Here is a 15,391-nt window from a genome sequence, read left to right as displayed (position 1 = left end):
AAGCGCAGCCTGCGCGTTGCCGCCTCGCTCAAGCTGATGCGGTGGGCCTAGGACGCATACTCATCGAAGGCTTGCGCCAAAAGTGACGTCGAAGTGGTCCGGACGAATGTCGTCCTTGGGCCAGAGGCGGGAAGGCCAGTTGCCTACCGTTGCCGCTTTATTTCATCGCAACATCGCGGTCGATGTCTTGCAGGTGCACGAAAGTTGCCCAGGCTTTTCGATATTCGCTGTCTGTGGGATCGATCCCAAGCAGGGCGCGACACGCCTCTTTGATCTCGTCCGACGAGGGACGCATTGCGATGTTTCCGGACGACTTGGCTTGGTTCCAACGTTCCTCGACGCCTTTCGCCAAGGCGAGCGCTTCGGAGGGGCTCCGTTTCCGGGTTGACCTCGCCAACGGGTGATCCGGAGGGAATTTGGGCCATGCGACGGGAGGCTGATCGGCTCGCCACTCATTCTCCTTGGCGGTCCCACGCTCTCCCGGCAGGGTTGCCTGGGCTCCATTGGCCGATTCAGGCGGGACAGTGCGTGCGCCCAGCTCGCGGAGCTGCTGTTCCATGGTTCCGCCGGACGCCGTTGCACCTGCTGGGGATGCACGCGTCGTCAGACCCGACACAGTCGAGGTGCCGGCTGGCGGAGCGACCTGCTGAACGGTTTTCGCGACGGGCAGCATGCCAGGCGAAAGAGCAGGCTTCTGCTGCGCGACCTTGTCATTTTCAGTGGGGCAAGGCCGAAAGCCCGAGCGCAGCTGCGTGATCCGGCCGTCGTCGTCGACGCGGGCAAAGTCAACGGCCACAGTGTAGACGAAAGCGGCATCGATGGATTGGCCGGATTTGTCTCTCGCGTTGACGGCGCCGCAGACATATCGCGCCGCGTCGGCCTCGACTGAACGCAATGCGCCGAATTTGGCCGAGCCCGGATCGATCAGCACGTGTCGAACTGCTGCGCGAGCTTTCATGTGCTCGGTGGAGAAGATACTGAGCACGACATCCGGATTGAACATGTCGGGCTGGTAGTACCACTTGTACTCCACAGCAAGGAATGCCGCGCCAAAGGCCGTCGCGATCAGGAAAGCAGATGCATTCATGGATTTGGTCGGGTAATGGAACCCGGTCTGGTTGTTGTTATATTCTTGAACCATTTGCGATAGAATCTGCTAACAATCCGTAAATTGGTTGCTCCCGACATTTTCAACAACCAGTGGAAGAGCGACAGCTGGTTCCGCTCAAGGGGTCACTTGCCGGTGCGGGAAAACCGACCGAGCAAGGTCAACCCAGGGGCACACGCCGACGCCTGACGGGTGGCAGCGGCAAGTCCACTGCGGGGTGTGCGGCTGGCGGCCTCGCTCGAGGCGGCATCCGACGGCAGCCAATTGATCTACGTCAAGATGTTCACGCGAGAGAGGCCCAGCGTCAACGCCGTCGGGGTTACAAACCCGAGAGAACACCATCGCGGTTGATAGGAGGAGTTCATGCGGCGAATTCGATCCCATGCCACGTCCTTCACCCTCGCGGGCCTCGCGGTCAGCGCATTGTTGGGAATAGCAGGCGTCACGATGAGCAGCGAACCGGCCAAGGCCGTCATATACTGCACATATGTGGACTATCCAGCAGGTTGCGTCGCGAGGGCCGGCGTCGTGCTCAGGCCACGCCCCGTCGCGCGAGCAGCCGTCCGTCACAACGTCGGCGGCAATGCGAATGGGGGCGTCAATCGCGTCGGGGCGGGGCGGTAAACGAGCTCGTTCACCGGTCGGGAAGCTCGACGATTGCGCCCACACCCGGATCGATCGAACGCAGTTGGTCGACTTGAGGGACGCCGTGAGGAGCACCCGGTTGTTCATGGCGTCAGTCGCGCATTCGGCCCGGGCCATGCGGGGGCGCGGAGCGACAAATGCCTCTCGCGGCCTACTTCCGTAATGTCGGTGCGGCATTGTTCGCGCTGCTGATAATTGTGGATTTTTGTCTGCCAAGGTCGCCTGAGGTTCAGAGCACTGACGTCCCACCGCCAGTCATAAAAATTATCTCGGATCGGAAATGGCCCGAGCTGGTGGTCCTGGACACGACGAAGGGAGATACCGCGGCCGTAGCACCTTCGCCATGGGACAAGGACCCTCCGGCTCCGCCCACGGTTCGAGAGGTACCGGCCGGTCGCGCCGGCACGTCCACAGCGCTCGCGCTGATGTCTTCCCAGGAATCCCGCCACGGGGCGCCGGTTGAACAGAAGAGGCGACAAATGACTTCGAAGCATGCCACGCGAGGAGCCAGAAAGTATTCGCCGCCGCAAATTGCTTTCACAGCGCACCAGGGAAATTACGCATGGCTCGGATTCAGATACTGGTAGTCCGGATTGCAAGGCAGTCCGTTTGCTATACGTCTTCTGCGGGTTACAGCCGACATTTGGACCGGCCACAGTTAAGTGCCAACAGGCGACACCGGCACGCTTTCATCGTGGCCTTGCGAGCATCAGCAAGCGAGGTTGATCGTCGGGGCGTTTGAATGAAGTTTCCAATGCGCTGCAATGATTGCCGATACGAGCATTTAATGACGCGGCGCGAATGTATTGACACGTCGATGATAGCAACTTTTGTGGCTTGGAGTTGAGCGGTCATGGGGCAACTTTCCGGTTACCCCTTCTCTTGGTTTTCTTGGTGGCGTCTGCGCTGTCTTCCTGGCGTGCGAGATCGGATGGCAGCTTGGCAACCGGAATGAAAGCAAAGGCGTAAGCAACCATATCGCCGCGCTGGAGCAAGTGCTTCTCGGAATGGTCGCCTTGATGGTTGGCTTTAGCTTTCTGATGGCGCTCACGCGTTTCGAGGCGCGACGCGAGGCGACAGTCAATCTGGCCAACGCAATAGGCACCACGGCCTTACGTGCGCGTTTGCTGCCAGAGCCCACCGGGACAGAGACACTGAAGTTGCTTCGGGAATATGCCCAGATGAGGACGGCCCTTTCCACATCCGACAAAGCGCGGACGGCGCTTTTAGCTCGTACGAACGAGATCCAAGAGAAATTATGGCAGCATGCGAACACTCTTTCCGCTAAAGACAAGGAAATTGTGCCCACCGGGCTCTTTATCCAGTCGCTAAACGAGATGATCGACAACCAAGCGAAGCGTCTTGCAGAACTGCGAAACCAAATTCCGGCAGAAATATTAATCGCGCTCTTTGCGATCGCCAGTGCTTCCTGCGGCTTCGCAGGCTACGCTAGCAGGCTTGACCCGCTTCGGTCTCGCTTGCCTGCCGTCATGATAGCAACGTCAGTCAGTGCCGTCATATTTGTAATAATTGATCTGGATTCCCCACGTGCCGGTCTCCTGAAGGAAGACGTGCGACCCATGATTGATTTGGTCGCCGGCCTGCCGGTTATCAAAGACGAGTAAAGTAGGCCGGCAGTCTTCCCGCTCATGGTCACTGAGCCCATACCGCACCAAACGCTGCGGAAATCTGGAGCCCGCGCCGCCCATTTCGCGGAACGACCTTTTGTGCTTTGATGACTGAGTTGGAGGTTGCGAGCTAGCGATTGACGAATTGCCGTTGTCGCTTGCCTACGGCAGTGGGGAGTTCCATGCGCCGTGAAACGACCGACTATCCGCACCCAGTGTCGACGGCGTTCGAGGACCACGCATCGACCAGGCTGGGCCAATTCTTCGAGCGTGCGGCGAGCGAGCATCCGGGCCTCTCCGGCTTCAGCCTCTTGAGCCACGGGCGCGAGGCCTTCATCGTTCGTCTGGCGCTGGCCGACCTGGCCGAGCGAAGTCTCGACATGCAGTACTATTCCTGGGACGGCGATACGACCGGCCGGATCATCCTCGACAGCGTGACAAAGGCGGCCGATCGCGGGGTCAGGGCACGGCTCCTCGTCGACGATCCCTTCTACAAGGCGAGTGATGCGGTCAAAGCCGCGCTCGATGCTCACCCCAATGTCGAGATCCGTCTCTTCAACCCGCTCACCAACCGGGGATGGTCAATTCTTGACTTCATTTTCGACTTCGGCCGGGTCAACCGCCGCATGCACAACAAGCTGATGGTTGCTGATAACGCGGCGGCGATCGTCGGCGGCCGCAATATCGGTGACATCTATTATGGCGTGAACACGATCGCCAACTACCGCGATCTCGACGTGTTGGCGGTTGGGCCCGTCGTCCGCAATCTGTCGGAGGTGTTCGACCGTTTCTGGAACAGCCCCTCTACCGTGCCGATCGGGGCCATCGTCAATCGCGCCTATGGCTCTGCCGATCTCGACGCCATCCTGCTTCGCTTGCGGGAGGCGATCGCTATGGCCGACTATCCTTATCCGATAGACCAGGACCTCGAGGAGCTGGCGGCCCAGGGCGCCGACCTCCGAGACGATCTCGTGTGGGCACATGGTCGCGTTATCGCCGACGACCCGGAAACCATCGCCCGCGGCAAGGAGAGCGACCATGTGGTCGGGTTCATCCGCGGGCGGGTCGCGCAGCTGAAACGGGAGTTGCTCGTCGAGTCGCCTTATTTCGTGCTTCCCGCCGAGGCGCAGGCAGCCGTCAAGGCGCTGCACGAGCGCCATGTCAGGGTGCGCGCGCTGACCAACTCGCTTGCTTCGAACGACATGCTGCCGGCGCATTCGGGTTACGCCAAGACCCGCAGACGGCTGCTCGAGAACGGCATGGAGCTATACGAGCTGCGCCCGGATACCGACGCCTTTCGGCCGGGTTGGTCGCTGCTTTCCGGACGATCGCCAGCGGCATTGCATACCAAGGCCATGGCCTTCGACCGCGAAGCCGTGTTCATCGGCAGCTTCAACCTCGACCCGCGCTCTGCGGTGATCAACACCGAAGCTGGCCTCTATGTCGAGAGCCCGGAGCTTGCCGAAAGGCTGACGACCTACATGGCGACTGGTGTCGTGCCCGCCAACAGCTATCGCGTTCTCCTCGACCCGAATGGCAAGATCACGTGGGAAACGGTGAAGGACGGTAAAGACGTGCGCTACCGGGACGAACCCCAAACCGGCTTTCAGCGGCGCCTGGTGGCCAATTTGTGGAAGCTCCTACCGATCAACGCGCAACTCTGACATCGATCGCTTGGGGCGACTAAAGCGCGATGAGATTGGGATGAATCGCCATCGCGCTTTAGGTTGTTGTTTGAGCATGATCTTTCCGGAAAACCGCTGCGCACTTTTCCGGATCATGCTTTAGGGCTGGACGCACGCCCTATTTCGATTGCATTGATCCATGTCAACGATGCCGTCATGTGGCGGCTTAGGCCTGCCGTCGTTGGTTACGGGACCTGGGTTCGTTCGGATCTCAAGATCATACCGGGTGGGGATGACCCGCGCACTGAGCGAGGGCTGACGTGAAGACGATCGATATCATATATCGGTTCAATCCGCAGGAAGCCACGATCAGGCCGTTGCCGTTGGATTGCGACACGGCTCTGGGCCGGCTCGTGCACGGAAACAAGAGCTTTGCCGCCCTTGTCGACCACGTCAAGGACCAGAGCGGAATACAGCAGGTGATCCCAGTCGACCCAAGCGATCTGGGATTGCTGCCGGGCGGTCCCGAAACGGCAAAGCAGCGTCCGTTTGCCGCGATACTCGGCTGCTCGGACGCTCGCGTACCCATCGAGCTGATCTTCAACGAAGGGCCGAATGATCTTTTTGTCATCCGCGTGGCGGGCAATGGTCTGGGCACCGAGGTGCTTGGAAGCCTCAAATATGCGGTGGAAAATCTCGCCGGCAGTTTGAAGCTTATCGTGGTGCTCGGTCACAGCGGATGTGGCGCCCTGACGACGGCCGTCGATGTATTCCTGAACCCGGGCGACTACCTGCCGCTCGCCGCCAAGCATTCGTTGCGCAACATTCTCGACCGTCTGCTTCTGGTGGTGCAGTCCTCCGCGCGAAAGCTGGCCGCGACGTTTGGTCCTGACGTCGTCCGTGACCCGGGATACCGAAAAGCCCTGACCGAGGCCTCGATCGTCACCAACGCAGCGCTGGCGGCTTACTCGATACAACAGGAGTTCGGGAGCAGCGCTCCTGGCGAGCTACAAACCGTTTACGGCGTTTATCTTCTGGAGACTCGCGAGGTCTGGGCGCCGCGTCCTGGCGCGGTTGACGCGATCGGGTTAGCCGCCGCGCCTCACGACCTCAGTGGATTCATTGAGCTTGGCGAGGCGATCGTCCAGTCACGCCGCATTGCGTCATATCTCAATCAGGAGAAATCGCGGAGTACGACCGGCTCGCCCTGAGAAACCGGCGCGCGATGGCGGTTATTCGCAGCTGTTACCATTTCGTCACGGTCTCCGCGCAGCGCCTGTGCTCTGATATCGATCGCCCCCATCATGATTGTGATGCACCGAGGGCAACTGCGACTGATTGCAAATGCCGCCCTGGGGTTTGCAGATGGGGACGAATGAAGCAGGAATTCGCGTTATCGGCTGTGCGGTGATGACCGCAGCTCTCGTGCTTTACCCTGACGTTTCATCCGCTGATCAGGGCGGCAGTTCATTCTGGTTTCCGGGGCAGTTTGCGAGCTTCGTTGCCGTGCAGCAGACGCCGGGGTGGACGCTCTCCGCGATCTACTACCACTCCAGCGTCGCCGCCGCCGGGAGCGCTGCCGCAGCCAGAGAAATCCTGGTGGGTCGAATTCCTGCAACCGTCAACGTCAATCTGAATCTGGCTCTGAGCGGGCGAGCCGACCTGGTCGCCCTTGCGCCATCGTACACCTTCGCGACGCCGGTGCTCGGTGGCCAGTTGGTCGCGGGCATGGCGGGGCAGTTTGGCAGAGCCGCCGCCAATGTCTCCGGCACACTCACAGCGATTGCCGGACCGATTGTGGCGACGCGCAGCGGAACGCTCGAGGGCTCGCTCACGTCCTACGGCGACCTCGCACCATTCGCACAACTGCTCTGGAAAAATGGCGTCAACAATTACATGGCCTACTTCACAGGCAACATTCCCGTCGGCGACTATGATCCGCTGCGGCTCCCCAATATTGGGCTCGGGCACGGCGCTGTCGACGCCGGCGGCGGCTATACCTATTTCAACGAGGCGACGGGGAACGAATTCTCGGGCGTCGCCGGCTTTACCTACAATTTCCCGAATCCCGACACGCGTTACAGGAGCGGCATCGATTTCCATTTCGATTGGGGCGCATCGCATTTCCTGTCCAAGCAGCTTTTCGTCGGCATAGCTGGCTACGCCTACCAGCAAATCACCGACGATTCCGGACAGAACCCGATCCTCGGTGGTTTCAGGTCCCGCGCTTTCGGCGTCGGTCCGCAAATCGGATACAACTTCCCGGTTGGGGACATGCAGGGGTCCCTCGGCCTGAGGGGATACGGCGAATTTGGCGCGGCCAACCGTCCGTCGGGATGGAATGCGTGGCTGACATTCACCATTTCCCCGACCGCGGCAGCCGCGACCGCACCCAGAAAGCATGTCGTCGCAAGATGAGCATGCGGACGTCACGCCTTGCGGCCCGGACGCCGTGCTTGGTGTCGGAGCGGACAGGGGGCCGGCGGCGATCGCGCCAAGGGGCGAAGCGGCGGTTCATTAGCGCTTCCGGCGGAGGAATCCGTACCCCGCCGGGCTTCCCCTGGCGGGCCGTATGGAATATGACGCTGCAACGCAACATTCCCCCAAAAAGACCTCATGATCCGCCTCGACAACGTCAGCAAGCAAGCCGGCCACCAGATCCTGTTCATCGAAGCCTCCGCCGCCCTCAACAAGGGCGAGAAGATCGGCCTCGTCGGCCCGAACGGCGCGGGCAAGACCACGCTGTTCCGGATGATCGCCGGTGAGGAACTGCCCGATGAAGGGCAGGTTTCGACCGATCGCGGCATCACCATCGGCTATTTCAACCAGGATGTGGGCGAGATGAGCGGCCGCAGCGCGGTGGCCGAGGTGATGAATGGTGCCGGTCCCGTCAGCGAGGTCGCAGCCGAGTTGCGCGAACTCGAGGCTGCGATGGCCGACCCCGACAAGGTCGACCAGATGGACGAGATCATCGCGCGCTATGGCGAGGTGCAGCACGCGTTCGAGGAGCTCGACGGTTACGCGCTCGACGGCCGTGCGCGCGAGGCGCTGTCCGGCCTCGGCTTCAGCCAGGAGATGATGGACGGCGATGTCGGCAAGCTTTCCGGCGGCTGGAAGATGCGCGTGGCGCTGGCGCGTATTCTCTTGATGCGCCCCGACGTCATGCTGCTCGACGAGCCGAGCAACCATCTCGATCTCGAAAGCCTGATCTGGCTGGAAAAATTCCTGCACGATTTCGAAGGCACGCTGCTGATGACCTCGCATGATCGCGAGTTCATCAACCGCGTGATCTCCAAGGTGATCGAGATCGATTCCGGATCGCTCACGACCTATACCGGCGATTACGAGTTCTACGAGCAGCAGCGGGCGCAGAACGAGAAGCAGCAGCAGGCGCAGTTCGAGCGCCAGCAGGCCATGCTCGCCAAGGAGATCAAGTTCATCGAGCGTTTCAAGGCGCGCGCATCTCACGCGGCCCAGGTGCAGAGCCGGGTGAAGAAGCTCGACAAGATCGAGCGGGTCGAGCCGCCACGCCGCCGCCAGAGCATCGCGTTCGACTTCCCGCCGGCTCCGCGCTCGGGCGAGGACGTCGTCGCCCTGAAGAACGTCCACAAGGGCTACGGCAGCAAGCGCATCTATGACGGCCTCGATTTCATGATACGCCGCAGGGAGCGCTGGTGCGTGATGGGCGTCAACGGCGCCGGCAAGTCGACGCTGCTCAAGCTGATCGCCGGTGCGAGCGAGCCGGACGAGGGCACAGTGGCGGTCGGCGGCAGCGTCAAGATGGGCTATTTCGCCCAGCACGCGATGGACCTGCTCGACGGTGAGCGCACCGTGTTCCAGTCGCTGGAGGACCAGTTTCCGACCGCGGGGCAGGGGTCGTTGCGCGCGCTCGCCGGCTGCTTCGGCTTCTCCGGCGACGACGTCGAGAAGCGCTGCCGCGTGCTCTCGGGCGGCGAGAAGGCGCGCCTGGTGATGGCCAAGATGCTGTTCGATCCGCCGAACTTCCTGGTGCTGGACGAGCCGACCAACCATCTCGACCTCGCCACCAAGGAGATGCTGATCACGGCGCTGGCGGATTTCGAGGGCACCATGCTGTTCGTCTCGCATGACCGCCACTTCCTGGCGACGCTGTCGAACCGCGTGCTGGAACTGACGCCGGAGGGCATCCACCAGTTCGGCGGCGGCTACACGGAATATGTCGCGCGCACCGGGCAGGAAGCGCCGGGATTGCGGTCGTAATCGGCTTCGCCTCCGATCCGTTGACAGCAGCGCATGTGACTGGTCGGCGCAGGTCGTGAAACGGTCGCGACCGCGCAAGCCTCGCGCAACCCTCACGGGCGATGGTCCGCTCCAGGGCGAAGGTCGCGGAACGGGGCATGATCACCAAACTGAAAGAGATTTCCACGGCGCCTCTGCCGTGCAAGATCTGCGGCGCAGAGGCCGCGCTGTTCGGCGTGGTCGACTTCGCCAAACATTGCAATGAAGCCCGCGGCCGGCGGCTGCCGCTGTTGGGGAAGCCGGTCTATTACCACCGCTGCCAGGGCTGCGGTTTCCTGTTCACCGATGCATTCGACGACTGGAGCGAGGCGAACTTCAAGACCGAGATCTATAACGACGATTATATCGAGGTCGATCCCGACTACAGGGAGGCTCGGCCGACCAGCTGCGCAAAACTGGTGCAAGACCTGTTTGGAGCCAGCAAGGCCGAGTTGCGCGTGCTTGACTATGGCGGCGGTGGCGGCCTGCTGAGCACGACGTTGCGCAGCTCCGGCTTCCTGGAGGCGCAGACCTTCGATCCCTTCGTGGCCGATTTCTCGCGGCCGCCGCAGGGGAAATTCGATATCGTCACCTGTTTCGAGACGCTGGAGCACATGCCCGATCCGACGGCCGGCATCGCCGCCATCGTCTCGAGCACAAAGGAGTCCGGACTCGTGCTGTTCTCCACGCTGCTGCAGCCACCTGATTTCGAGGCGCACGGCGTCAATTGGTGGTATGTCGGCCCGCGCAACGGTCACGTCTCGATCTTCAGCCGTGCAGCGCTTGTCCGTGCCTGGCAGAACCACGGCTATCTGACCGCCTCCTTCAACGACAATCTGCACATGGCCTTCCGCTCGCTGCCCGGGTTTGCCCGGCATCTGTTGAAGCAGGCCTGAGCAGCGGCCGGCGCGTCTTGAACGCGGTGGTCTCGCCCGCTACGTTCGCTCCCAAAAAGGGAGCGAACAACCATGAGGCAACTCCGGATCGGCGACATCACCATCGATGCGGTGATCGAGCGGGAAGGGCCGTGGCGGCGGCCGCAGGATTTCTTCCCGGCCTATGACGAGGGCGTGTTCGCCCGTCATCTGCCGACGATGGAGCCTGAGGTGTTCGATGCCGCGCGCGGCATGATGGTCATCACCTACCAGACATTTGTCGTGCGCACGCCGCGCTACACCATCCTCGTCGACACCTGCACCGGCGAGGACAAGGGCCATCCGCCGCCGTTCGACTTCCCCGGCAAGGAGCGCTGGCGCAACGAATTGTTCGCGCTCGGCATCTCCTTCGAGCAGATCGACTACGTCTTCTGCACGCATCTGCACATCGACCACACCGGCTGGAATACGACTTTGCGCGACGGGTGCTGGGTGCCGACGTTTCCGAATGCAAAGTACGTCTTTCACAAGGGCGAGTACGCGGCCTGGGAGGCCGAGAATGCCAAGGGCAACAATCCGCCGGGCACCGTCTTCCGCGACAATTGCCTGCCGATCGTCGAGGCCGGGCAGGCGCTGCTGGTCGACGACGACTACGCGCTCGATGACACCGTCACGCTGACGCCGACGCCGGGGCACTCACCCTGTCATTGCTGCGTGAATATCTTTTCGAAGGGACGCCGCGCGGTGGTCGCGGGCGATCTCATGCATCACCAGATCCAGTGCCGCGAGCCGGACTGGTCGGCAAAGCCGGATTGGGATGCCAAGCAGTCGGCGGTGTCGCGGCGAAAGTTCTTCGCCTCCGTTGCGGACACCGACACGCTGATCCTGCCGATCCATTTTCCGGCGCCGACGGTCGGGCTCATCAAGCCGCTCGGCGACGCGTTCGACTATCGGTTCAGGCGAGACTAGGCCGGGCGGTCGCTATCGAACGATCTCGAGCGTGACATTGACCACGCCGATCCTGATCATTCCAAGGGCTTGGGCCGCACCCGATGTGACGTCGATGATGCGTCCGTGAACAAATGGACCACGGTCATTGACTCTCACGATCACGGACTTTCCGTTCAAGACATTGGTCACGCGCAGGCGCGTCCCGAAAGGCAAGGACGGATGCGCCGCATGCAGCGCATGCTTGTTGAACCTCTCGCCGCTCGCGGTCATCTGATCTTCCGAGTAGAAGCTCGCAAGCCCGGACAGTGGCGTATGCCTTCGATGGTGCCTTTGATGAAATGCATGCTGAGGCTTGCTCTTCCGATGCGTTGCTCGCCGAATGTCGCCGTGAGCTTTCGGGCCTTGCCCTGCTGCGCGCTGACGCTGTCGGGGAGATTTTGTCGCGATCGAGGGGGATCGTTGGCGCTTGGCGAACCATTTGCGTCGCGGGTATGGTCATGCACTTCCGGCTGCGTCGCGCCAGGGACAGTCGCTGACTTCGTTATTCGACTGAATTTCGCATGTGCAGATTCAATTCCACCTTCGAGTGCGATGCATGATGCCGCAATCGCGGTAGCCGCGAGCAGTGCAGGTTGACCGCTCCATCGCTTCATGATGGCCTCCCAGCGCCTCAGCTGGTTGGAGTAGTTCGGCTCCAGGAATTGCCGGCTTTGACATATGTCAACGTTGCTGTGGAAGGCAGCGGTGTTGCTGCTTCGGTCAGCGCCCAGCCGACGGGCAACGAGAATTTGCTCAATTGCCCGCACATCGCAGCAAAGAACGCCGGCCTTGGGGAAGCCAGCGGCTCTGGTAGCGGCATTGTACGGTGCAGGGCGCGTAGAGGTGGGCCGTGCGGCCCACCGAGATCAGATGCCAAGCGCGCTGGAGATTTCACCGAGGGTTGCCTTCTCGGCGTCACTGACCTGAACACCTCCGCCGAACAACCCACCGCCTTCCGATGCAGCTTCAGCCGTCTTTTGACTGATTTGACGCAGCCAGCCCTTGAAAGCCGCGGCATCATCCGGAGCTTTTGCAGCAAGCAGCGACGTGACCTCGCGCAACGATGCGATCGTCTTGCTCTTGATCTCGGTCGGCGTGCTCTTGCCGAGTTCTGCTTTCAATCCGTCATGAGCCGCGGCCCGGCCGTCGCTCGTCTGGAAGTCGGCGACCACAGCCTTTACCAGGGGGTGGCATTGGGGTCGGTGGCCGCCCGAGCGAGCGCGGTGCCGCCGGCAAACGATTCCTTCAGAAGACCAAACAATCCGCTCGGTTCTGCAGCCGTAATGGCCATTCCCGCATTCATCGGGCTTCTCAGGAGGAGCGCCCATTCATCCTTGGTGAAATTGGTCTTGTCGGCCATGGAGTCTTTTCCTTTCATCTTGCAGGACGGGAGGCTGCGAAACACCTCCCGTCGCTGCAGTGTGGCGAGTTCATTGCGTGGGACGTCTCAGACTTTCGCCAACTCGTCGAGCTTGGCACGAAGATTGTCGATCACGGGCTTTGCGATCGTACCGGCCGGCGTTGCGGAGATCTTGTCGCACATCTCATTGATGGCCGGCGCCGCCGCGACGATCAGCTTGGCAAGCGCCCGTCGTCCTTCCGGAGAAAGCTTGGCCGCCCGCGCCGTGATGCCATCCAGCTGTGAGATGGCGTCGTTGATCTTCGGCAGGGCCGCCTGCGCGCTGGCTTGATCGGTGATGGTTGGCAGTTGGGCCTTCAGCGTACCAAGGGACGAATTGACCTGGTTCGCCAGATTCACGCCGTCAACGGTCAAATCCGCGGGCGCCATGCCCACGGTTCCGGCTGAGGGCCGCGTAACGTTTGTATTCTGCGCGACCGTCTGCTCGGTCGGACGCTGAAGCGCATATATCGAAAGTCCGGCAATGATAACGAGCGTGGCGAGCCAATATGGCCATTGCGTCCGGCCGGCGGCCATCGCGGCCTGGCTCGCGCCAGTGGCGCCGGCGATCCGGCTCCCTGTGGCGGCGGCCGTGGCCATTCCACTGCGCGCCTTGTCGATCAGGCCCGCGGCGCCGAGTTGATCACTGAGGCCCGATGGAATCGCCGCCATGATCTGATCTTTCTGCGAGCGCAGAAGCGATGCCAGTCCGTTTGCATCCATCCCGGCGTCACGCTGCTGCTTGCTGAGCATACCAAGGACCAAGGGGCCGACCAGGGCGAGTAATGACTTGCCGCCGCCATCGCCCGTTCCCGCGAATTTGCCGATCGCCTGGGCCATGGTGTCCGTGGTTCGGCCTCCAAGCAGTCCGGACAACATGCTCGAACCCATCTGAGCCAGGTCCGGGGCGCCGGCGTCGCGCAGCATATCCATGGGATTGCTGCCTTGCTGTTGGGACAGCAGTTTTGACAGTTGATTGGCGCCGGCCGGGGTTCCGACCAGATCCGACAGGCTGGCCAATATTGTTGGGATGGCAGCTGTTGCGGCCTTCTGCGCCGCGCCTCGGTCCATCCCAAGAAAGGAGGCGATCTGCGCAATGACTTCAGGGGTCAGGAGCTGTTGTGCAGCTGAAATGAGATTGACGGCCATGGCGGTCTCTCCACTACGTTGCAGGTGTGTTGATCGCCCCCTATCCCCAAATTTGATGTGACAGACGTCGATGGTTCCGAACGTCGCCTATCGCCCAAGTTGAGATTGCATTGGCCGTCCGACTCTTTGATCCAGATCAAGGGTCTCCGTTGCAGGGCAAATGCGAAGAGTCCGGCGCGAGAGATCCAGTGCCCTGCGGCCCATCAAGCGGACCTGGTTGAGAGGCATCGACGTTTCGCTGATGCGCCAGGATTGGCTATCGGCTCCGAGCACCGCAATGCCTGCTAGCGGGCATGATGACGCGCAGTGGGATTGTACCAGAAGACAATTGTCCGTCGCGCGGACATCTACGTTACTGGCAGTGCGCGGGTAGGCTGCGGTCCGCGCCTCGATGACGGTCCCGGAACCTCACACTCAACCCAAATCCGGGGCCGTCGTTTTGGATAATCCAAATTGATCAGAAGGATCATCGACCGCGTATGGAACTTCGCCAGCTTCTTGCTCGCAAGCCCTGGATGCGGGTGCGCGGCACTGGCTTGCCCGCGCTGCGGATGTGAAGCCTCCCGCGAGAACGTTCAGCGGGGACGAGCTTGGGGATGCTCTCACCTGAATTGCGAGCAATGCGGAAAGACCAGTGATATTGCAGGATGGCGGCTGCAGGGTCTTTCCGAGCAAGGCTCAGGTCCACTTATCGGATGAGCTATGTCCGCCGGCCCGAGGGCGAGCGCAGAGGTGCCGATGTGGGCGCGACGGACTCGTTCGCCGCTTTCGTCGAGCGACGACGCAGGAGCCACGAAGCGTCGCAAGGCGTCTCCTGTCTCCACATGAGCGGCGGTCGAACCGGAAAGCTTGTATGATCCATTTGGAGGAGGCGGCGATGTGGATGCTCCGTTGGCTATTCCTGGGCAGTGCGGCGATCCTGGCGATCGCCTCGGCTACAGCCCAAACTTACGATCCCAGCTACCCCGTGTGCCTTCAGAGATGGGAGTGGGGTGGCAGCACCTATTTCGAATGCGCTTATACGTCGTGGGATCAGTGCCGAGCGACGACGATCGGACTTGCCGCGATGTGCGTGGAGAACCCCTATTGGCAGCGACCGCAGCCGAGGCGATCAGCCGGCCGCTTGCGTTCATCAGCCCCATACTGATGCGCCCGACGACAGCGGCGATACAGCAGACACCGACCGGCGCATGGAGCCGGTACCGGAAGTGACAGGACCTATTCGATGGCATCGTGGCGCGCGCGAGCAGTCAGGCCGACACGTCCGAGCTGAAGACCGCGCCGCGGCACACGAGCCGGCGATCAAGTCGCACCACATCCGCGGGCGCGCCGGAATCGTTCGCTGCTTTTGGCGAGCGACGACGCAGGAGAAAGGAGACGCCGCAGAGCGTGCCCTTTTTCCATACGACGCGGCAGTAGAAAATTCCGGAATGGCCGTCGAACGACAACACAAACTCGTCGGCAAATATGTAGTACGGCGTGGAAATGCGGGCACCCAGGGCGTTGATATCGCGCACCAGGCACGGATGAGTCCCGTGAATTTCACCAAACGATAGCCGCGCGGCCCGGTTGATCGGTATGCGCTTCATTGCACGACGTTCGATCATGGCGAGATGCTCCCAATGAAAGACGATCGCACTCGACGAAGTCACTTTCCCGGTCCCGCCGATATCCGGAAAACGGCAATTCCCGCACGTTGATCTGTGCGGCTTGCG

The 15,391-nt window shown here is 61.6% G+C and carries 16 protein-coding genes; 9 read left to right on the top strand and 7 right to left on the bottom strand.

The annotated features are described in order from the left end of the window. Window positions 1–157: 157 nt before the first annotated feature. A complete protein-coding gene (locus tag BJ6T_RS27000; protein ID WP_014495697.1) occupies window positions 158–1,141 on the bottom strand; it encodes a hypothetical protein in 984 nt (327 codons plus the stop codon). Between the two features lie 330 nt (window positions 1,142–1,471). On the opposite strand from BJ6T_RS27000, the gene BJ6T_RS48590 reads away from it, so the two are divergent. The 8 genes from BJ6T_RS48590 (at window position 1,472) to BJ6T_RS26965 (ending at window position 11,107) form a co-directional block, all read left to right on the top strand. Further along, entirely contained in the window at window positions 1,472–1,732 is a 261-nt protein-coding gene (locus BJ6T_RS48590; protein WP_014495696.1) for a hypothetical protein, read from the top strand. A gap of 851 nt (window positions 1,733–2,583) precedes the next feature. Further along, window positions 2,584–3,378, top strand: a complete 795-nt coding sequence (locus BJ6T_RS26995) for a bestrophin-like domain (protein ID WP_014495695.1) — start codon at window positions 2,584–2,586, stop codon at window positions 3,376–3,378. Between the two features lie 185 nt (window positions 3,379–3,563). Further along, on the top strand, window positions 3,564–5,045 hold the full coding sequence (locus BJ6T_RS26990) for a phospholipase D family protein (RefSeq protein WP_014495694.1): 1,482 nt from the start codon (window positions 3,564–3,566) through the stop codon (window positions 5,043–5,045). A gap of 281 nt (window positions 5,046–5,326) precedes the next feature. Then, window positions 5,327–6,217 (top strand): carbonic anhydrase, encoded by an 891-nt coding sequence (locus tag BJ6T_RS42685; RefSeq protein ID WP_014495693.1) that lies wholly within the window; start codon window positions 5,327–5,329, stop codon window positions 6,215–6,217. 154 nt (window positions 6,218–6,371) lie between these two features. Beyond that, complete coding sequence (locus tag BJ6T_RS26980; protein ID WP_039228210.1) at window positions 6,372–7,424, top strand: SphA family protein; 1,053 nt, start codon at window positions 6,372–6,374, stop codon at window positions 7,422–7,424. 198 nt (window positions 7,425–7,622) lie between these two features. Continuing rightward, window positions 7,623–9,245: an ABC-F family ATP-binding cassette domain-containing protein gene (locus tag BJ6T_RS26975; RefSeq protein ID WP_014495691.1), complete on the top strand. Its 1,623-nt coding sequence runs from the start codon at window positions 7,623–7,625 to the stop codon at window positions 9,243–9,245. Window positions 9,246–9,382: 137 nt separating this feature from the next. Continuing rightward, on the top strand, window positions 9,383–10,159 hold the full coding sequence (locus tag BJ6T_RS26970) for a class I SAM-dependent methyltransferase (protein ID WP_038957318.1): 777 nt from the start codon (window positions 9,383–9,385) through the stop codon (window positions 10,157–10,159). Between the two features lie 72 nt (window positions 10,160–10,231). Further along, a complete protein-coding gene (locus BJ6T_RS26965; RefSeq protein ID WP_014495689.1) occupies window positions 10,232–11,107 on the top strand; it encodes an MBL fold metallo-hydrolase in 876 nt (291 codons plus the stop codon). A gap of 12 nt (window positions 11,108–11,119) precedes the next feature. On the opposite strand, the gene BJ6T_RS26960 is transcribed toward BJ6T_RS26965, so the two are convergent. From BJ6T_RS26960 to BJ6T_RS26945, 5 genes are all read right to left on the bottom strand, one after another. Then, the gene (locus BJ6T_RS26960) at window positions 11,120–11,359 is read right to left on the bottom strand and encodes a septal ring lytic transglycosylase RlpA family protein (RefSeq protein WP_014495688.1); all 240 of its coding nucleotides are present in this window, start codon (window positions 11,357–11,359) and stop codon (window positions 11,120–11,122) included. Next, window positions 11,356–11,742 carry a hypothetical protein gene (locus BJ6T_RS45950; RefSeq protein ID WP_144038012.1) on the bottom strand — a complete coding sequence of 129 codons (387 nt, stop codon included), beginning with the start codon at window positions 11,740–11,742 and terminating at the stop codon, window positions 11,356–11,358. Before BJ6T_RS45950 ends, BJ6T_RS26960 begins: the two co-directional genes overlap by 4 nt. A 252-nt stretch (window positions 11,743–11,994) precedes the next feature. Then, window positions 11,995–12,300, bottom strand: a complete 306-nt coding sequence (locus tag BJ6T_RS48585) for a hypothetical protein (RefSeq protein WP_014495687.1) — start codon at window positions 12,298–12,300, stop codon at window positions 11,995–11,997. 5 nt (window positions 12,301–12,305) lie between these two features. Beyond that, window positions 12,306–12,488 (bottom strand): hypothetical protein, encoded by a 183-nt coding sequence (locus tag BJ6T_RS48580; protein WP_014495686.1) that lies wholly within the window; start codon window positions 12,486–12,488, stop codon window positions 12,306–12,308. Between the two features lie 87 nt (window positions 12,489–12,575). Then, window positions 12,576–13,676 (bottom strand): DUF937 domain-containing protein, encoded by a 1,101-nt coding sequence (locus tag BJ6T_RS26945; RefSeq protein ID WP_014495685.1) that lies wholly within the window; start codon window positions 13,674–13,676, stop codon window positions 12,576–12,578. Window positions 13,677–14,529: 853 nt separating this feature from the next. On the opposite strand from BJ6T_RS26945, the gene BJ6T_RS43945 reads away from it, so the two are divergent. After that, window positions 14,530–14,823, top strand: coding sequence for a DUF3551 domain-containing protein (locus BJ6T_RS43945; protein ID WP_307724513.1), 294 nt, complete (start codon window positions 14,530–14,532; stop codon window positions 14,821–14,823). A 103-nt stretch (window positions 14,824–14,926) separates the two neighbouring features. Here BJ6T_RS43945 and BJ6T_RS26940 read toward each other — a convergent pair whose 3' ends face one another. Continuing rightward, window positions 14,927–15,283: a PilZ domain-containing protein gene (locus BJ6T_RS26940; RefSeq protein WP_014495683.1), complete on the bottom strand. Its 357-nt coding sequence runs from the start codon at window positions 15,281–15,283 to the stop codon at window positions 14,927–14,929. Window positions 15,284–15,391: the final 108 nt, after the last annotated feature.

The organism is Bradyrhizobium japonicum USDA 6, assembly GCF_000284375.1.
Classification (GTDB): domain Bacteria; phylum Pseudomonadota; class Alphaproteobacteria; order Rhizobiales; family Xanthobacteraceae; genus Bradyrhizobium; species Bradyrhizobium japonicum.
Note: the sequence above shows the minus strand (reverse complement) of the source record. Positions and strands in the feature narration are given on the sequence as shown.